General features: G+C 59.2%; 15 protein-coding genes and 2 tRNA genes. 11 read left to right on the top strand and 6 right to left on the bottom strand.

From position 1 onward, the window contains the following. Window positions 1-21 precede the first annotated feature (21 nt). A complete protein-coding gene (gene dinB, locus JQF37_RS03375; RefSeq protein ID WP_130211148.1) occupies window positions 22-1,083 on the bottom strand; it encodes a DNA polymerase IV in 1,062 nt (353 codons plus the stop codon). 301 nt (window positions 1,084-1,384) lie between these two features. Here dinB and JQF37_RS03370 point away from each other — a divergent pair. The 4 genes from JQF37_RS03370 to JQF37_RS03355 all read left to right on the top strand — a co-directional run bounded on the left by JQF37_RS03370 (window position 1,385) and on the right by JQF37_RS03355 (window position 5,987). After that, window positions 1,385-1,461 (top strand) — tRNA-Met (locus JQF37_RS03370). Window positions 1,462-1,691: 230 nt separating this feature from the next. Further along, window positions 1,692-1,768: transfer RNA gene (locus JQF37_RS03365), tRNA-Met, on the top strand. Window positions 1,769-2,046: 278 nt separating this feature from the next. Next, window positions 2,047-4,689 carry a bifunctional lysylphosphatidylglycerol flippase/synthetase MprF gene (mprF, locus tag JQF37_RS03360; protein ID WP_130211149.1) on the top strand — a complete coding sequence of 881 codons (2,643 nt, stop codon included), beginning with the start codon at window positions 2,047-2,049 and terminating at the stop codon, window positions 4,687-4,689. Further along, window positions 4,689-5,987: an AcvB/VirJ family lysyl-phosphatidylglycerol hydrolase gene (locus JQF37_RS03355; protein WP_130211150.1), complete on the top strand. Its 1,299-nt coding sequence runs from the start codon at window positions 4,689-4,691 to the stop codon at window positions 5,985-5,987. The genes mprF and JQF37_RS03355 overlap by 1 nt, the downstream gene beginning before the upstream one ends. Before the next feature lie 238 nt (window positions 5,988-6,225). Here the strand turns inward: JQF37_RS03355 and JQF37_RS03350 are convergent, their stop codons facing one another. Then, window positions 6,226-8,127 (bottom strand): potassium transporter Kup, encoded by a 1,902-nt coding sequence (locus tag JQF37_RS03350; protein WP_130211152.1) that lies wholly within the window; start codon window positions 8,125-8,127, stop codon window positions 6,226-6,228. 291 nt (window positions 8,128-8,418) lie between these two features. On the opposite strand from JQF37_RS03350, the gene rimO reads away from it, so the two are divergent. From rimO to tsaA, 6 genes are all read left to right on the top strand, one after another. Continuing rightward, entirely contained in the window at window positions 8,419-9,756 is a 1,338-nt protein-coding gene (gene rimO / locus JQF37_RS03345; RefSeq protein WP_130211154.1) for a 30S ribosomal protein S12 methylthiotransferase RimO, read from the top strand. Window positions 9,757-9,881: 125 nt separating this feature from the next. Further along, window positions 9,882-10,355, top strand: coding sequence for a GNAT family N-acetyltransferase (locus JQF37_RS03340; protein ID WP_130211155.1), 474 nt, complete (start codon window positions 9,882-9,884; stop codon window positions 10,353-10,355). Between the two features lie 120 nt (window positions 10,356-10,475). Further along, window positions 10,476-11,186, top strand: a complete 711-nt coding sequence (locus tag JQF37_RS03335) for an rRNA pseudouridine synthase (protein WP_130211156.1) — start codon at window positions 10,476-10,478, stop codon at window positions 11,184-11,186. Window positions 11,187-11,261: 75 nt separating this feature from the next. After that, complete coding sequence (locus tag JQF37_RS03330) at window positions 11,262-11,732, top strand: DUF1456 family protein (RefSeq protein WP_090317038.1); 471 nt, start codon at window positions 11,262-11,264, stop codon at window positions 11,730-11,732. A 187-nt stretch (window positions 11,733-11,919) separates the two neighbouring features. Next, entirely contained in the window at window positions 11,920-12,690 is a 771-nt protein-coding gene (locus JQF37_RS03325; RefSeq protein WP_130211157.1) for an SDR family oxidoreductase, read from the top strand. 186 nt (window positions 12,691-12,876) lie between these two features. Beyond that, window positions 12,877-13,575: a tRNA (N6-threonylcarbamoyladenosine(37)-N6)-methyltransferase TrmO gene (gene tsaA, locus JQF37_RS03320; protein ID WP_130211158.1), complete on the top strand. Its 699-nt coding sequence runs from the start codon at window positions 12,877-12,879 to the stop codon at window positions 13,573-13,575. Window positions 13,576-13,757: 182 nt separating this feature from the next. On the opposite strand, the gene fpr is transcribed toward tsaA, so the two are convergent. Beyond that, a complete protein-coding gene (gene fpr / locus JQF37_RS03315; RefSeq protein WP_047526369.1) occupies window positions 13,758-14,537 on the bottom strand; it encodes a ferredoxin-NADP reductase in 780 nt (259 codons plus the stop codon). A gap of 139 nt (window positions 14,538-14,676) precedes the next feature. On the opposite strand from fpr, the gene JQF37_RS03310 reads away from it, so the two are divergent. Then, window positions 14,677-15,603, top strand: coding sequence for a LysR family transcriptional regulator (locus JQF37_RS03310; RefSeq protein WP_033047456.1), 927 nt, complete (start codon window positions 14,677-14,679; stop codon window positions 15,601-15,603). On the opposite strand, the gene JQF37_RS03305 is transcribed toward JQF37_RS03310, so the two are convergent. The 3 genes from JQF37_RS03305 to JQF37_RS03295 all read right to left on the bottom strand — a co-directional run bounded on the left by JQF37_RS03305 (window position 15,600) and on the right by JQF37_RS03295 (window position 17,641). After that, a complete protein-coding gene (locus JQF37_RS03305) occupies window positions 15,600-15,962 on the bottom strand; it encodes a diacylglycerol kinase (RefSeq protein WP_008153979.1) in 363 nt (120 codons plus the stop codon). The two genes, JQF37_RS03310 and JQF37_RS03305, sit on opposite strands and share 4 nt — an antisense overlap. A gap of 76 nt (window positions 15,963-16,038) precedes the next feature. After that, window positions 16,039-16,689 (bottom strand): response regulator transcription factor ErdR, encoded by a 651-nt coding sequence (gene erdR, locus JQF37_RS03300; protein ID WP_130211159.1) that lies wholly within the window; start codon window positions 16,687-16,689, stop codon window positions 16,039-16,041. A gap of 208 nt (window positions 16,690-16,897) precedes the next feature. Further along, complete coding sequence (locus JQF37_RS03295; protein WP_130211160.1) at window positions 16,898-17,641, bottom strand: tRNA-uridine aminocarboxypropyltransferase; 744 nt, start codon at window positions 17,639-17,641, stop codon at window positions 16,898-16,900. Between the last annotated feature and the right edge of the window lie 106 nt (window positions 17,642-17,747).

Genomic DNA, 17,747 nt, shown 5'->3' with positions numbered 1-17,747 from the left:
TGCCTGGCAGGCACCCTGGAACTACCGCTCAAACAATTCCATCTGCTCGAACCCGCCGCGCAAATCCTCCAGCCTCACTCCCACACCCAACAATCGCACCGGCTTACCGCCGCGATTGAACGCCTGGGTCAGCATCAACTGATAACTGCCCAAATCCCGCCCTGCTCCGGCCTGCTCCAGTGTGGTTTGGGTAAAGTCATGAAACTTCACTTTGACGAACGGCTTGCCTGGCCGATAGCTGCTGTCGATTCGCTCCATGCGGGTTTTCAGGGTTTCCAGCAGTTCCGGCAACTTATCCAGGCAACTCCGCAAATCGGGCAGATCGACATCGTAGGTATTTTCAACACTGATCGACTGTCGGCGACTGTCGTTATGCACCTGGCGTTCATCAATCCCACGGGCCAGACTCCAGAGTCGCTCACCGAAACTGCCGAATTCCCGCACCAGCGCCAACTTTTCCCACTCGCGCAATTGCAGACAATCGGCAATTCCAAGTTTGGCCAACTTATCCGCAGTGACCTTGCCGACCCCGTGCAACTTGTTCACCGGCAAGCCGCTGACAAAGTCTTCGACCTGATCCGGCGTGATGACAAACAAACCGTTGGGCTTTTTCCAGTCGCTGGCGATTTTGGCCAAAAATTTGTTCGGCGCCACGCCTGCTGAAACGGTGATATGCAACTGATTGGACACTCGTCGGCGAATATCCTGGGCAATTCGCGTGGCACTGCCGCCGAAATGCGCGCTGTCTGACACATCGAGATAGGCTTCATCCAGGGAAAGCGGCTCGATGATGTCGGTGTAATCGCGAAAAATCGTGTGAATTTCCTTGGACGCCTCTCTGTAGGCATCCATTCGCGGCCTGACGATGGTCAGGTCCGGGCACAGCTTCAACGCATGCCCGGAGGACATCGCCGAACGCACACCATAAGCCCGCGCTTCGTAATTACAGGTCGCGATCACCCCACGCCGATCCGCCGACCCACCTACCGCCAGGGGTTTACCGGCCAGGCGCGGGTCGTCACGCATCTCGATGGCGGCATAGAAACAGTCACAATCGACGTGGATGATTTTTCGCTGGGTCATATCAACGTGGTGTTCAGGGTGAAGAAACGGCGTCATGCCGTGTCAGACGGGCAGTATCTCACTGACACCTGTATATAGCACCAGTAGTCGGAATGTTCTTTTCCAATCGTAGGAAAGCTTCCGATAAATTTATTTTTTCAATCGAATTACTTACGCCAATAGAGCTGAAAGCCTTGCCACGCCTGACTTACAGCCCTGCCACACACCATCAAAAACAAGCTAAGCGATTGAACGGAAACAGGTTTTATCGAAATTTATGATTGACACGCTGACGTATCTCTATAGAATGCCGATCCACAGACGCGGGATGGAGCAGTCTGGTAGCTCGTCGGGCTCATAACCCGAAGGTCGTCGGTTCAAATCCGGCTCCCGCAACCAAACATCAAAAAAGGCTACTCGAAAGAGTGGCCTTTTTTGTGCGTGCCTGTTTTGTGCAGAAGGCGCACCATAAGGGTACGCACCAGCGCCACGGCAAAACCAGAAACCGTTCCGATTCCGAAACTTAAGCCTCACCTGCGACCGTTTGCCGCGTTTTTACGTTTATTTGACCAGGTTCAGGATTAACGGTTGACACTCCGGCGTATCTCTATAGAATGCCGCCACACAGACGCGGGATGGAGCAGTCTGGTAGCTCGTCGGGCTCATAACCCGAAGGTCGTCGGTTCAAATCCGGCTCCCGCAACCAAACATCAAAAAAGGCTACTCGAAAGAGTGGCCTTTTTTGTATCTGTTGAAAAAACCCTTTCGCAACAATGATCTGTCACTGTGTAGTGAGCCGTCCGGGGCCACCGATGCGCTGAGTTCCGACTATGCTCAATCGCAGACTTGGCCCTCTACGACGGATGACGTGCCGTCGCCGAGAGCCGGTGATAGGCGTTAATATTTGTGATTATTTTTTTCTACAGGGATTGGTAACTTGGCTGGATACCCCCATCCTGTCGCGCACAATCCAAGAGGTGATTGATGCGCGCCAACTCGTCTGATTCACAAGACACCGTCACAGCGACACAACCGATCAAGGCGGAGCGCCTGCGCCTGCTCGATCTGGTCAGCAAATACCGTCAGCCCATCGGCCTGGCGGTGACCCTGCTGCTGTTCGCGATCGCGCTGATTGCCTGCCGTCATTTGTTGAGCGAGCTCGATCTGGACGCTCTGCACGACTCGATCCTCGACGTTCCCAAACCCGCATTGCTGGGTGCCGTGGGCGCTACCGTGGTGGGTTTCATCATTTTGCTGGGTTACGAATGGTCGGCCAGTCGCTACGCCGGCGCGAACCTGGCGCCGCGAACCCTGGCACTGGGAGGCTTCACCGCATTCGCCATTGGTAATGCCATCGGCCTTTCGATGCTGTCAGGCGGCTCGGTTCGCTACCGTTTATATGCGCGTCACGGTCTGGGGGCCGCCGAGGTCGCCCACATGACCTTGTTCGCCAGCCTTTCGCTAGGGTGCGCCCTGCCACCGCTCGCCGCGCTGGCGACGCTCAGCGACCTGCCAGCGGCCTCTGTCGCACTGGGTCTCTCCGAAATCTTGCTGGGTGCCGTAGCCACTGCCGTATTGCTGCTGTTTTCGGTACTGGCCATCGGCATCTACCGTCGTCGCTTGCCGGAACAACCTTACGCGGACAACCTGATGGTCAAGGTCGGGCGTCGCACCTTGCGCCTGCCGGGGCGTCGCCTGACCTTCCTGCAATTGATCATCACAGCCCTGGACGTTGCCGCCGCCGCCACCGTGCTTTACTTGCTGCTGCCGGAAGCACCGCCCTTCGGCGCCTTTCTGCTGGTCTACCTGCTGGCCCTGGCCGCCGGCGTACTCAGCCACGTACCGGGTGGTGTCGGTGTATTCGAGGCGATTTTGCTGGCCGCGTTCTCCGACAAACTCGGTGCCGCGCCACTGGCCGCCGCCCTGCTGCTGTATCGCCTGATCTACGTCGTACTGCCGATGCTGGTGGCCTGCCTGTTGTTGCTGATCAACGAAGGTCAGCGCGTATTCCAGACACGCCAGTCCCTGCGGGCGGCATCGGGCCTGGCTGCGCCGATTCTGGCGGTGCTGGTGTTCCTGTCCGGCGTGGTGCTGTTGTTTTCCGGCGCCACGCCGGAAATCGACACCCGACTGGAACACATCGGTTTTCTGATTCCCCATCGACTGGTCGATGCCTCGCACTTTGGCGCCAGCCTGATTGGCGTGCTGTGCCTGTTGCTGGCCCAGGGCCTGCGTCGTCGACTGTCGGCCGCGTGGATGCTCACCACCATTCTGTTGCTGGTGGGCGCCCTGCTTTCGCTGCTCAAGGGCTTCGACTGGGAAGAAGCCTGCCTGATGACCCTGACTGCAGCTTTGCTGGGGGTTTTCCGGCGTTCGTTCTATCGCCCCAGCCGCCTGACGGAAGTGCCATTCTCACCACTCTATCTGGTGGCCAGCCTGTGCGTGCTGGGCGCCTCGATATGGCTGCTGCTGTTTGCCTATCAGGACGTTCCGTACAGCCATCAGCTCTGGTGGCAGTTCACCCTCGACGCCGACGCCCCCCGCGGCTTGCGCTCGTTGCTCGGTGCCGCCGTGCTGCTGGTTGTGGTGTCCCTGACCTGGCTGCTGCGCACTGCGCGCCCGGTCATCCACCTGCCGACACCCGATGAACTGGAGCGCGCCAGCAGGATTCTGATGGCCTCGGCGCAACCCGATGGCGGCCTGGCCCTGACCGGCGACAAGGCACTGCTGTTTCACCCCAACGACGAAGCGTTCCTGATGTACGCCCGCCGTGGCCGCAGCCTGGTGGCGCTGTATGACCCGATCGGTCCGGGCCAGCAACGGGCGGAAATGATCTGGCAGTTCCGCGACCTGTGCGACATCCACCACGCCCGCCCCGTGTTCTATCAAGTGCGCGCGGAGAACCTGCCGTACTACATGGACATCGGCCTGACGGCGATCAAACTCGGCGAAGAAGCCCGGGTGGATCTGCATCGCTTCGATCTCGAAGCCAAGGGCAAAGAGATGAAGGACCTGCGCTACACCTGGAACCGTGGCACACGCGACGGCCTGTCGCTGGAGATCTTCGAGCCGGGCCAGGCGCCGATGAATGAGCTGAAGGTGATATCCGATGCCTGGCTGACCGGCAAGAACGTACGCGAGAAAGGCTTCTCCCTTGGCCGCTTCAGCGATGACTACCTCAAGCATTTCCGCATAGCGGTGATTCGTTTCGAAGGGCGCCCGGTGGCGTTCGCCAACCTGCTCGAGACCTACAGCCATGACCTGGCCAGCCTCGACCTGATGCGCGCGCACCCGGACGCGCCCAAACTGACCATGGAATTCATGATGGTCGGCCTGATTCAGCACTATAAAAATCATGGATATGCACGCTTCAGCCTGGGCATGGTGCCATTGTCGGGGCTGCAACCCCGTCGCGGCGCCCCCCTGACCCAGCGCCTGGGCTCGATGGTTTTCCGCCGTGGTGAGCAGCTCTACAACTTCCAAGGCTTGCGCCGCTTCAAAGACAAGTTCCAGCCAGACTGGGAACCCCGTTATATGGCCGTGCCCGCCGGACTCGATCCGCTGGTTGCCCTGGCCGATACTGCTGCCCTGATCGCGGGCGGCTTGACTGGATTGGTGAAACGCTGATGATTCAACGCTCCTTGCGGTACGTACTGGGCACTCTGGTAGTGCTGGCCCTGATTCTCGGTGGTGGCTACTGGTACCTGAAACGCCCGGCACCGGAACCGACCCTCGAACTGTTGACCCCGGCCGAGGGTGCGGCGATGACCCGCGTCATCCCCGGGACCACGCCACGCGCCCAGGTGCTGGTGGCGGTCACCGAGGAACAGAAGCTCAGCGACAAACAATTGATGACCCTGAGCCGCAGCGGCTCAGCGCAGATTGTCCAGGTGATCCTGCCCAAGGACTGCCTGCTGCAAAGCCGTGCCCTGCAATCGGGCTTGAGAGAACTCAAAGGCCCGGCAACCCTGGTCAGCGGTATTGGCCCAGGTGCGGTACTCGCCTGGCGCTGGTTGTCCGAGCAGAAAAACGACAAAGCCCAGGCTGTCTCGGTCGACCTGGCCCTGGAAAAGGGTGGCTGCACGCACCTGTTGCCAAAAAGCGCCTCCCACGGCCACTGGCTGGTGGCGTGGAACGACAACCCGGATGACACCAGCGCCGGCTTCGTGCGCGACCAGCCCAACGCCGAAACCAGCATCAGCGACTACGACATCAACCTGCCGCAAGTGCTGAACAACGAACTGCGCAAGATCCTCGTTGGTGGCGACAAGGCCTCGGGCGGCCTGCAGATTCCTGTGGTTGAAGTACCGGCCGGCCAGGCCAAGGACACCGTGACCCTGTTCCTGTCCGGAGATGGTGGCTGGCGTGACCTCGACCGCGACGTGGCGGGCGAAATGGCGAAGATCGGCTACCCGGTGGTTGGCATCGACACCCTGCGCTACTACTGGCAGCACAAGAGTCCCGAGCAAAGCGCCCTGGACCTTGCCGAACTGATGCAGCACTACCGGCAGAAATGGGGCACCAAGCGTTTCATCCTCACCGGCTACTCGTTTGGTGCCGATGTGTTGCCAGCCATCTACAACCGCCTGGCAGAGTCCGAGCAGCAGCGCGTCGACGCGATCATCCTGCTGGCCTTCGCCCGCACCGGCAGCTTCGAGATCGAAGTCGAAGGCTGGCTTGGCAATGCTGGCAAAGAAGCCGCCACCGGCCCGGAAATGGCCAAGCTGCCTGCCGCCAAAGTGGTGTGCATCTACGGTGAAGAAGAAGTCGACGAAAGCGGCTGCACCGACAAGACCGCCGTGGGCGAAGCCATCAAACTGCCTGGCGGTCACCACTTCGACGAGAACTACCCGGCCCTGGCCAAGCGGCTGGTGGACATCATCATAAAACGCCAGGCCAAGGAAGAGGCGACGGCACAGGAGTGATGTGACCCGCGCAAACAAAAAAGCCCCTATCGCTTCATGAGCGTGGGGGCTTTTTCATTTCAGCAAGTACTACATATCCTGCTCGCGAAAGCGGTGGGTCAGTCAACACAGGGGTTAAATGTCAGTCCGCCTTCGCGACCAGGCTCTCTCCCCCAGGGTATTCGCGCAAGGTTCATTCAATTGCCAGACAACAAAAAGCCCCCGATACCGCAAGGCACCGGGGGCTTTTGATTCAGGCTTACATCTCGACCTGGGTACCCAGCTCGATCACCCGGTTCAGCGGCAGATTGAAGAAACGCAGGTTGCCGTTGGCGTTTTTCAACATAAAAGCGAACAGCGCCTCACGCCAGCGGGCCATGCCTTCAAGCTTGGAGGCGATAACCGTCTCACGGCTGAGGAAGTAGGTCGTGCGCATCGGACTGAAGTCCAGCTCATCCAGATGACACAGCTTCAGCGCTTGCGGTACGTCCGGCTCGTCAGTGAAACCGAAGTGCAGGATCACCCGGAAGAAACCCTCACCATAGGCGTCGACCTCGAACCGTCGTGATGACGGCACACGCGGGATATCCTCATACACCACCGTCAGCAGCACCACTTGCTCGTGCAGCACCTGGTTATGCAACAGATTGTGCAACAACGCGTGAGGCACGGCGTCTGGCCGCGCCGTGAGGAATACAGCGGTGCCCTGAACACGATGCGGTGGTTGTACGGCGATACTGCTGATGAAAATCGGCAGCGGCAGGCCGCCCTCGTCCAGCCGATCCACCAGCAACTCTTTGCCGCGCTTCCAGGTGGTCATCAGGATAAACAACACGATCCCCGCCAGAACCGGGAAGGCACCACCTTGAATGATTTTTGGCACGTTGGCGGCAAAAAACAGCCCGTCCACCAACAGGAAACCGATCAGGATTGGCACCGCCAGCACGGGTGGCCATTTCCACAACAACAGCATCACAGCGGAGACCAGAATACTGGTGATCAGCATGGTTCCGGTTACCGCCACGCCATAGGCCGAGGCCAACGCGCCGGAGGATTCAAAGCCAAGCACCAGCAGGATCACGCCAACCATCAGCGCCCAGTTCACCGCACCAATGTAGATCTGCCCCTGCTCGGCACTGGACGTGTGCTGAATGTGCATGCGCGGGATGTACCCCAGTTGAATCGCCTGACGCGTCAACGAGAACGCGCCGGAGATCACCGCTTGCGAAGCAATCACCGTGGCCAGGGTGGCCAGCACCACCAGCGGGATCAACGCCCAGCTCGGCGCCAACAGGTAGAACGGGTTACGCGCCGCCTCCGGGTTTTCCAGCAGCAAGGCACCCTGGCCAAAGTAGTTGAGCACCAGCGCCGGCAGCACCAGGGCGAACCAGGCACGGGCGATCGGCTTGCGGCCGAAGTGGCCCATGTCGGCGTATAACGCTTCGGCACCGGTCAAAGCCAGCACCACAGCGCCCAGGATCGCAACCCCCATGCCCGGATGCACGATGAAGAACCGCACGCCCCACATCGGGTTCAGCGCATTCAGGACTTCCGGATGCTGCACAATACCGTTGGCGCCAAGCAGACCCAGCACCACGAACCACAGCACCATGACCGGGCCGAACAGCTTGCCGATGCGATCGGTGCCGTGCTTCTGGATCAGAAACAACGCCACCAGCACGATCAAGGCCAATGGTACGACCCAGCGTTCCAGCCCCTCGAACGCCAACTCCAGACCTTCCACCGCCGACAGTACGGAAATCGCCGGGGTGATCATACTGTCGCCATAAAACAGCGCCGCGCCAATCAGACCGAGAATCACCAGTGTTGCCCGCAGCTTCGGATAGGGCGAGGAAGCGCTACGAGCTAACGCCGTCAGCGCCATGATCCCGCCTTCGCCCTGGTTGTCTGCCCGCAGAATGAACAGCACGTATTTGATCGAAACGACCCAGACCAGCGACCAAAAAATCAGCGCCAGAATCCCAAACACGCCGTCATGATTGACCGGAACGCCATAGTGGCCTGTAAACACCTCTTTGAGGGTGTACAGCGGGCTCGTGCCGATATCGCCATATACCACCCCAACCGCCGCGACCAGCATGCCGATCGGCTTTGCCGTCGAATGCCCGGCGCCCGCAGCCTGACTACTTGCCTGACCCATCCACCACTCCTACTACCCAGACCCGGGCTTCTTTTGAAGAAGCACTATGCTTTGTCGTGCAGCATGCGCTGTTTTACTTCGCGTTACAGACGTTTTGTTGACTGTAAAATTTCGGTAAAGCCTAACGGCGCGAAGCATAGCGCAGCACTCGTCGTATTTCCCTGCATAAAGCTGGTCAAGTGCGCTTGCCATCGCTAGAATTGCGCACTTTTTGATCAGAGGCGCGATAAAGCGTCCTTCTGTCGCCTTGCCGATCACGGCTGGAGGCGTCACAAAACACCGAGGTTAGACATGTCCACCACTCCTGCGCCGGCCAATCCAAAGGTTGGCTTCGTATCCCTGGGTTGCCCGAAAGCACTGGTCGACTCCGAGCGCATCCTTACCCAGCTGCGCATGGAAGGCTATGACGTCGTGTCCACTTATCAGGATGCGGACGTAGTGGTCGTCAACACCTGCGGCTTCATCGATTCGGCCAAGGCGGAATCCCTGGAAGTGATCGGCGAAGCCATCAAGGAAAATGGCAAGGTCATCGTGACCGGCTGCATGGGCGTCGAAGAAGGCAACATCCGCAACGTGCACCCGAGCGTGCTGGCGGTCACTGGCCCTCAGCAGTATGAACAAGTGGTCAACGCCGTGCATGAAGTCGTGCCGCCGCGTCAGGATCACAACCCGCTGATCGACCTGGTGCCGCCTCAAGGGATCAAACTGACCCCGCGCCACTACGCCTACCTGAAGATTTCCGAAGGCTGCAACCACAGCTGCAGCTTCTGCATCATCCCGTCGATGCGCGGCAAACTGGTCAGCCGTCCAGTGGGTGATGTGCTCGACGAAGCCCAGCGCCTGGTCAAATCCGGCGTCAAGGAGCTGCTGGTCATCTCCCAGGACACCAGTGCCTACGGCGTCGACGTGAAATACCGCACCGGCTTCTGGAACGGCGCGCCGGTGAAAACCCGCATGACCGAACTCTGCGAGGCCCTCAGCACCCTGGGCGTCTGGGTTCGCCTGCACTACGTCTACCCGTACCCGCACGTCGATGAGTTGATCCCGCTGATGGCCGACGGCAAGATCCTGCCGTACCTGGACATCCCGTTCCAGCACGCCAGCCCGAAAGTACTGAAGGCAATGAAACGCCCGGCGTTCGAAGACAAGACCCTGGCGCGCATCAAGAACTGGCGCGAGATCTGCCCGGACCTGATCATCCGTTCGACCTTCATCGTCGGCTTCCCCGGCGAAACCGAAGAAGACTTCCAATACCTGCTGAACTGGCTGACTGAAGCGCAACTCGACCGCGTCGGCTGCTTCCAGTATTCGCCGGTCGAAGGCGCTCCAGCCAACGATCTGGATCTGGAAGTCGTCCCGGACGAAGTCAAACAGGATCGCTGGGAGCGCTTCATGGCGCACCAGCAGGCGATCAGCTCGGCGCGCCTGCAACTGCGCATCGGCCGTGAAATCGAAGTGCTGGTCGATGAGGTCGACGAGCAAGGCGCAGTCGGCCGTTGCTTCTTCGATGCCCCGGAAATTGATGGCAACGTGTTCATCGACAACGGCAGCAACCTGAAGCCGGGCGACAAGGTCTGGTGCAAAGTGACCGACGCCGACGAATATGACCTGTGGGCTGAACAGATCTAAGCGCCAAAAATACGAAAAGCCCCGCTCTCTTGACGAGATGCGGGGCTTTTTTACGGCTATCGTTTTATGAAGAACGGATTTCTCTTCCCTTACAACCGGTTGAAAAATAGAAGGAGCAGTCGGGCATGCGCCAACATTCGGTCATCCATACGCCGAAACAGAGCGACTACGAAGAGCTGACACGGGTTTGGGAGGCTTCGGTACGGGCTACCCATGACTTTCTGCCAGAGAGCTACATCGAATTGCTGAAAAACCTGGTGCTGACCCGCTACCTCGATGCGGTCATGCTGATCTGCACCAAAGACCCACGCCAGCGCATTACCGGATTCGCCGGAGTCGCGGCAGGCAAGATCGAAATGCTTTTCATCGACCCCGCGCACCGCGGCCAGGGCCTGGGCAAGCAGCTGTTGCGCTACGCCATGGAGCACCTGAATGCCGATGAACTGGACGTCAACGAACAGAACCCGCAAGCCCTCGGTTTTTACTTCAAACAGGGCTTCGAAGTCATTGGACGATCTGAAGTCGACGGCATGGGCCAGCCATATCCGTTGTTGCATATGCGGATGCGCCAAAACCAGCAACACTCACGACTTGGCTGACACCACACGGAACGACGGCAGGAGCTGGCGCCTACAAAAAGCCCCTGCGGCAAAATGGTTCCGGGATTAACCGGCGCCAGGCAGGTACAATGCCCACCCCTTTTTTGTTACGGCCTTGTCATGACTGACCCGATTCGACTCTCCAAACGCCTCATCGAACTCGTCGGCTGCTCCCGTCGGGAGGCTGAGCTGTTCATCGAGGGCGGCTGGGTCACCGTCGACGGCGAAGTCATCGATGAACCGCAATTCAAGGTTGGCGACCAGAAAGTCGAACTCGACAAGGATGCCAAGGCTACCGCGCCGGAACCGGTGACCCTCCTGCTCAACGTGCCCGCCGGCATGGATGCGCAAACCGCCATGGCGACCATCAGCGCCGAAACCCTGAGCGAGGAGCACCGCTACGGCAAACGCCCGCTCAAGGGTCACTTCCTGCGCCTGACCGCCAGCACCGACCTGCAAGCCAATGCCAGCGGCTTGCTGGTGTTTACCCAGGACTGGAAGATCCTGCGCAAACTCACCGCCGATGCGAGCAAGATCGAGCAGGAATACGTGGTCGAGGTCGAGGGCGACATGGTTGAGCACGGCCTCAATCGCTTGCAGCACGGCCTGACCTACAAGGGCAAGGAGCTGCCACCGGTGAAGGCCAGTTGGCAGAACGAAAACCGCCTGCGGTTCGCCATGAAGAACCCGCAACCGGGCGTGATCGCCCTGTTCTGCCAGGCTGTCGGCCTGAAGGTCGTGGCCATCCGCCGCATCCGTATCGGCGGCGTGTCCATCGGCAAAGTGCCCCTGGGGCAATGGCGCTACCTGACCGGCAAAGAGAAGTTCTAAGACACTCGCGCCGTCACACATTCCGGCGTCGCTGTGTTCTGCGACGCCCATAGCTGAATTATCAGGATTGCTCACATGATTCATAACGACGTACTGCGCAGCGTGCGCTACATGCTGGACATCAGCGACAAGAAAGTCATCGAGATCATCAAGCTCGGCGGCATGGACGTGCCCCTGGCCGACCTGGTGAGCTACCTCGACAAGAAAGAGGAAGACGAAGAAGGCTTCGTGCGCTGCCCGGACGAAGTCATGGCGCATTTCCTCGACGGCCTGGTGATCTTCAAGCGCGGCAAGGACGAAAGCCGTCCACCGCAGCCGATCGAAGTGCCAGTGACCAACAACATCATCCTGAAAAAGCTGCGCGTGGCCTTCGAACTGAAAGAAGACGACATGCACGCGATCCTCAAGGCCGCCGAGTTCCCGGTGTCCAAACCTGAGTTGAGCGCCCTGTTCCGCAAGTTCGGCCACACCAACTATCGCCCGTGCGGCGACCAGTTGCTGCGCAATTTCCTTAAGGGCCTGACCCTGCGCGTACGCCCGCAATAAGGCTCATTTTCCATGTAGGAGCTGGAGCGCCGCGTTGATCCAGACAATCCGCGTGATCGTTAGCGATCATCGCTGGCAAGCCAGCGCCTACATGGCCGAATGGCCCTCCATTCCGCTTGAAAATAGTGGCTCCGCTTCACGCGGCTGACGACTAGGGTGTTAAGACCTTCAGTTCTCAGGAATCGCCATGCACCCCTACTTTTCCCTGCAAGGCCGCACCGCACTGGTGACCGGCGGCACTCGCGGTATCGGCAAAATGATCGCCAAAGCCTATGTCGAGGCGGGCGCTACCGTTTACGTCTGTGCCCGAGATGCCGAAGCCTGCCTGCAAACGGCGGATGAGCTCGGTGCACTTGGACGCTGTCACGCCGTCGCCGCCAACCTGGCCACGGAACAAGGCGTGCAGCAACTGGCCGCACGCTTGAGCGAGCAGATCGGCCACCTCGATATCCTGGTGAACAACGCAGGTACGACCTGGGGCGCGCCACTGGAGAGTTACCCGGTCAAGGGCTGGGAAAAGGTCATGCAGCTCAATGTGACGTCGGTCTTCAACTGTATCCAGCAGTTCCTGCCACTGTTGCGCAAGGCCGGCTCACCGGCGAATCCGGCGCGGATCATCAACATCGGTTCGGTTGCAGGAATTTCATCCTTCGGTGAACAAGCCTATGCCTACGGACCGAGCAAGGCGGCCCTCCATCAACTGTCCCGCATTCTGGCGCGTGAGCTGGTGAGCCAGCACATCAACGTCAACGTGATCGCGCCGGGACGTTTTCCGAGCAAGATGACCCAGCACATCGGCAATGATGAGCAGGCATTGGCCGAAGATACGGCGTTGATTCCAATGAAGCGCTGGGGTCGGGAGGAAGAGATGGCTGCGCTGGCGATCAGCCTGGCGAGTACGGCAGGGGCTTACATGACCGGGAATATTATTCCGCTGGATGGGGGCTTCAGTCTCTGAAATTTGCGGTGTGGCCATCGCGGGCACACCACGCTCCCACTGGGTTCTCGAGCGAACACACAATACGCGCCCACTCCAAAAACAGGGGGAGCGTGGCTTGCCCGCGATAGCAGACTCACAGTCTGCACCGATGCACCGGGTGATCGGGTTATCATTCCCGCCCCCATTCCGCTTCGATCCCACACCATGACCTACAGCGTTTCTCCCATCGGCTTCGTGCGTTCCTGCTTCAAGGAGAAGTTCGCCATCCCGCGCCAGCCGCAACTGGCCCCGGCCGCACGCGGCGTGCTGGAGTTGGTGGCGCCATTCGATCAAGGCGACGCGGTGCAGGGTTTGGAGCAGGTCAGCCACGTCTGGCTGCTGTTCCTGTTTCATCAAGCCCTGGAAGATAAACCACGGCTGAAGGTCCGCCCGCCACGCCTCGGCGGCAACAAATCCATGGGTGTGTTCGCCACCCGCGCGACTCACCGACCCAACGGCATTGGCCAGTCCGTGGTCAAACTGGACAAGGTCGAAGCCAATCGCTTGTGGATATCCGGCATAGACCTGCTGGACGGCACGCCGATTCTCGACATCAAGCCCTACGTGCCTTATGCCGACGTTATCGAGAGCGCCACCAACACCATCGCCAGCGCCGCGCCACAGCTGATTCCGGTGCAATGGACGGACACTGCCCTGCAACAGGCCCGCGGGCACGCTCAGCGCCTTCAGGAGCCCCTGGTCGAGCTGATCGAGCAATGCCTGGCGCAAGATCCTCGCCCGGCCTATCAGACGCCGGTACCGGAACGGGAGTACGGCGCGCAGTTCTGGGACCTGGACGTGCGTTGGCATTACCCGACACCGGAGCTGATCCGCGTGCTGGAAGTCATTCCTGCAAAAGGCTGAATGCCGGAAACGAAAAAGCCCGCATGACCTTACCAGGTCATGCGGGCTTTTCAGATACGCTGCAAATCTACAGTAGGAGCGAGCCTGCTCGCGAAAAACCTGAGGACCCGCGGGGTATCAAGCTTCCCGCGTTATCGTTGACCTCCATCGCGAGCTGGCTCGCTCCCACAGGTGACCTACGGTCACTTCTCGACGAACGCACGCTCGATCAGGTAGTCACCCGGTTCGCGCATCCGCGGCGACACTTTCAGGCCGAAGCTGTTCAGCACTTCGCTGGTCTCGTCGAGCATGCTCGGGCTGCCGCACAGCATGGCGCGGTCGTCCTGCGGGTTGATCGGCGGCAGACCGATGTCGCGGAACAGCTTGCCACTGCGCATCAGGTCGGTCAGGCGGCCTTCGTTCTCGAACGGCTCGCGGGTCACGGTCGGGTAGTAGATCAACTTCTCACGCAGCGCTTCGCCGAAGAACTCGTTCTGCGGCAAGTGCTCGGTGATGAATTCGCGGTAGGCGACTTCGTTGACGTAACGTACGCCGTGGCACAGGATCACTTTTTCGAAACGCTCGTAGGTTTCCGGATCCTGAATGACGCTCATGAACGGCGCCAGACCGGTACCGGTGCTGAGCAGGTACAGGTGTTTGCCAGGCTTCAAGTCATCCAGCACCAGCGTGCCGGTAGGCTTCTTGCTGATGATGATCTCGTCGCCTTCCTTCAGATGCTGCAACTGAGAAGTCAGCGGACCATCAGGTACCTTGATGCTGAAGAACTCGAGATGCTCTTCCCAGTTCGGGCTGGCAATCGAGTATGCGCGCATAAGCGGGCGGCCATTGGGCTGTTGCAGGCCGATCATCACGAACTGACCGTTCTCGAAGCGCAGGCCCGGATCGCGGGTGCACTTGAAGCTGAACAGAGTGTCGTTCCAGTGGTGAACACTGAGGACACGCTCGTGGTTCATGTTGCTCATGTACGTGGGACTCCTGGAGATTTGTCTGCGCCCTGCCCTGCGAAAAAGAGTTGGCTTCGCGCAATTGCATCGCATTCTAAAGGCAGCGACAATATCTGTTAAATGGATTATTAAGATAAGGGTTATCGGTTATATAGATATGCGATTTACTCTCCGTCAACTTCAAGTATTTGTCGCCGTCGCCCAGCAGGAAAGCGTGTCCCGCGCTGCGGGCCTGCTCAATCTCTCGCAATCGGCGGCGAGCACCTCGATCACCGAGCTTGAGCGCCAATGCAGCTGCCAGCTATTCGACCGCGCCGGCAAACGCCTGAGCCTCAATGCCCTTGGCAAGCAACTGCTGCCGCAAGCCGTTGCCCTGCTGGATCAGGCCAAGGAAATCGAAGACCTGCTCAACGGCAAGTCCGGCTTCGGCTCTCTGGCGGTGGGTGCAACCCTCACCATCGGCAATTACCTGGCCACTTTGCTGATCGGCAGCTTCATGCAGCGCCACCCGGAAAGCCAGGTAAAGCTGCACGTACAGAACACTGCCAATATTGTGCAACAAGTGGCCCACTACGAAATTGACCTGGGTCTAATCGAAGGCGACTGCAGCCATCCGGACATCGAAGTGCAGAGCTGGGTCGAGGATGAGCTGGTGGTGTTTTGCGCACCACAGCATCCCTTGGCCAAACGCGGCACGGCGACCATGGATGAGTTGAGTCACGAAGCCTGGATTCTGCGCGAACAAGGCTCGGGCACGCGATTGACCTTCGATCAGGCGATGCGTCATCACCGAAGTTCGCTCAACATCCGTCTTGAGTTGGAACACACCGAAGCGATAAAACGCGCAGTGGAGTCTGGCCTGGGGATTGGTTGCATCTCGCGACTGGCGCTACGGGACGCATTCCGGCGCGGCAGCCTGGTGCCGGTGGAGACACCGGATCTGGATCTGGCGCGGCAGTTCTATTTCATCTGGCACAAACAGAAATACCAGACGTCGGCGATGCGCGAGTTTCTCGATCTCTGCCGCGCCTTCACCGCCGGGGTTCAGCGCAGCGACGAGATCGTGCTGCCGACAATCGCTTAAAGCAGAATCACGGCCCACACCAGCGCGATCATGCTCAACGCCACCAATTGCGCGGCACTGCCCATGTCTTTGGCGTTTTTCGACAACGGGTGCAATTCAAGGGAAATGCGGTCGATGGCCGCTTCCACTGCCGAATTGAGCAACTCGACTATCAAGGCCAGCAGGCAGACCGCAATCAGCAATGCCTGCTCGACACGGCTGACATTCAGGAAGAACGACAGCGGAATCAGGATGACGTTAAGCAACACCAACTGGCGAAAAGCGGCTTCGCCGGTGAAAGCTGCGCGCAGGCCGTCAAGGGAATAGCCGGAGGCGTTGAGGATGCGTTTCAGGCCGGTCTGGCCTTTGAAAGGTGACATAGAGTATGCAACTGACCAAAAAAGAGGTGGGGAAGCTAGATTAGCCAAAGTCAAAAAAGCGTGAAGACGCTGTTTCTTAATGGCTCGGAATTGACTCAAGTTGTTGCAGAAGCAACGCGGCCTGGGTTCGGGTCCGGACATTCAGTTTACGGAAAATCGCGGTCACGTGGGCTTTGATGGTCGCCTCGGAAACGCTCAGTTCGTAAGCGATCTGCTTGTTCAGCAGTCCTTCACAGACCATGGTCAACACGCGAAACTGCTGCGGCGTCAGGCTCGCAAGGCCTTCACTGGCCGCCTTCGCCTCTTCCGAAACACTGACGGCCTCGAACGCTTGCGGTGGCCAGTAAACATCGCCATCGAGAACCGCCCGCACGGCTTTCTGGATCACGCTCAGGTCGCTGGACTTGGGAATGAAGCCACTGGCGCCAAATTCACGGGACTTGACCATGATCGTAGCCTCTTCCTGGGCCGAGACCATGACCACCGGAATCTGCGGATACTGACCGCGCAACAGCACCAACCCGGAAAAACCGTATGCCCCCGGCATGTTCAGATCCAGCAGTACAAGATCCCAATCGGCCTTTTCAGTCAGACGGGTTTCCAGCTCCGCAATGCTCGCCACTTCGACAAGACGGACATCCGGGCCAAGACCCAGGGTCAACGCTTGGTGCAAGGCAGAACGAAAAAGCGGGTGGTCATCGGCTATCAGGATTTCGTATGTGGCCATTTTTCAAATCATCCTGTTCTTCAAACAGCTCAAGGTGCAGCCACGGAGCTGCACCAACAGGGCACGCTAAACGCCAATCACGTGGATCTCACGTGAAAAAATGGCGTATCAAACCTTGGCCGCGCCCCAATCGGCGCCAAGCATGCCCAGCGTAGCCGGGGTGGTCAAGGTGCTTGGCCCGGACAGTTCTTTGCAGTATGGGCGACAATTAGCTCATTGAGGCGGCGTTACCCTGCACGAATGGCATCAACTCAGCGTGCGCCACTGTTTCAACGTTCATTTCAAGCTGCCGCTTGGCGTCGAGATAATGCTGGCTGAAGACGTCGAAATAAGCGTCCAGCGCCGACGCTGCCTGCGCATCGCCGGCAAGATCGAGGCACAACGCCGCCACTTCCGCAGTGCACAGATGCTCACTGCGTGTAGAGCGACGCAACTGATAGCGGGAGAGTTTTTCCGGCAGCAGGCTGAGGATCGGCAATGTGTCGAAGTAGGGGCTTTTGCGAAAAATCTTGCGGGCTTCGGTCCAGGTCGCGTCGAGCAATATGAACAGCGGCCGCCTGGTGCTATCGGGCGTCACGCTGTGGGTTACACGCTCAGGCGCGACGTATTCGCCCGGGAACACCAGGTAAGGTTGCCATTGGGGATCGGACAGCAATGCCAGCAGCTTTGGGTCGACCTCGGTGCGCGACCAGATAAACGCGTGATTGTCCCGTACCACATCGGCGATAAGCCAGCCGGTATTACTCGGCTTGAACACTTCCTTGTTGGTCATGATCAGGCAAACGCCGGAGCGGGTTTCGACCTGCGGGCGCCAGGCACACAGGCAATGGCTCTCGATTACACGACAATCGCGGCAACGAGTTGCCCGCCAGCCACGGGCCTGAATCGGCTTGATGCCTTCCTCTTCACGTTGATCGCGCAGCCGGGCTACGGCGTTGGGAGCATGGCTCATCGAAGGCAACGCCGACAAAATGGGGAAATTGACACGAACAACTCTCGGCATGGCAATAAAGGCCGACAGTTTAACAGAGCGCTGAGCGCAAACCTGTACCGTCCCG

It is taken from the genome of Pseudomonas sp. MIL9 (genome assembly GCF_016887925.1).
Lineage (GTDB): Bacteria > Pseudomonadota > Gammaproteobacteria > Pseudomonadales > Pseudomonadaceae > Aquipseudomonas > Aquipseudomonas mohnii.
The sequence above is the reverse complement of the archived record's forward strand: the minus strand, read 5'-3'. Positions and strand labels throughout refer to the sequence as shown.

What these genes read in the sequence shown, in the direction of transcription:
- dinB (WP_130211148.1), bottom strand. Translation starts at nt 1,083, where the DNA reads ATGACCCAGCGAAAAATCATCCACGTCGATTGTGACTGTTTCTATGCC.
- mprF (WP_130211149.1), top strand. Translation starts at nt 2,047, where the DNA reads ATGCGCGCCAACTCGTCTGATTCACAAGACACCGTCACAGCGACACAA.
- JQF37_RS03355 (WP_130211150.1), top strand. Translation starts at nt 4,689, where the DNA reads ATGATTCAACGCTCCTTGCGGTACGTACTGGGCACTCTGGTAGTGCTG.
- JQF37_RS03350 (WP_130211152.1), bottom strand. Translation starts at nt 8,127, where the DNA reads ATGGGTCAGGCAAGTAGTCAGGCTGCGGGCGCCGGGCATTCGACGGCA.
- rimO (WP_130211154.1), top strand. Translation starts at nt 8,419, where the DNA reads ATGTCCACCACTCCTGCGCCGGCCAATCCAAAGGTTGGCTTCGTATCC.
- JQF37_RS03340 (WP_130211155.1), top strand. Translation starts at nt 9,882, where the DNA reads ATGCGCCAACATTCGGTCATCCATACGCCGAAACAGAGCGACTACGAA.
- JQF37_RS03335 (WP_130211156.1), top strand. Translation starts at nt 10,476, where the DNA reads ATGACTGACCCGATTCGACTCTCCAAACGCCTCATCGAACTCGTCGGC.
- JQF37_RS03330 (WP_090317038.1), top strand. Translation starts at nt 11,262, where the DNA reads ATGATTCATAACGACGTACTGCGCAGCGTGCGCTACATGCTGGACATC.
- JQF37_RS03325 (WP_130211157.1), top strand. Translation starts at nt 11,920, where the DNA reads ATGCACCCCTACTTTTCCCTGCAAGGCCGCACCGCACTGGTGACCGGC.
- tsaA (WP_130211158.1), top strand. Translation starts at nt 12,877, where the DNA reads ATGACCTACAGCGTTTCTCCCATCGGCTTCGTGCGTTCCTGCTTCAAG.
- fpr (WP_047526369.1), bottom strand. Translation starts at nt 14,537, where the DNA reads ATGAGCAACATGAACCACGAGCGTGTCCTCAGTGTTCACCACTGGAAC.
- JQF37_RS03310 (WP_033047456.1), top strand. Translation starts at nt 14,677, where the DNA reads ATGCGATTTACTCTCCGTCAACTTCAAGTATTTGTCGCCGTCGCCCAG.
- JQF37_RS03305 (WP_008153979.1), bottom strand. Translation starts at nt 15,962, where the DNA reads ATGTCACCTTTCAAAGGCCAGACCGGCCTGAAACGCATCCTCAACGCC.
- erdR (WP_130211159.1), bottom strand. Translation starts at nt 16,689, where the DNA reads ATGGCCACATACGAAATCCTGATAGCCGATGACCACCCGCTTTTTCGT.
- JQF37_RS03295 (WP_130211160.1), bottom strand. Translation starts at nt 17,641, where the DNA reads ATGAGCCATGCTCCCAACGCCGTAGCCCGGCTGCGCGATCAACGTGAA.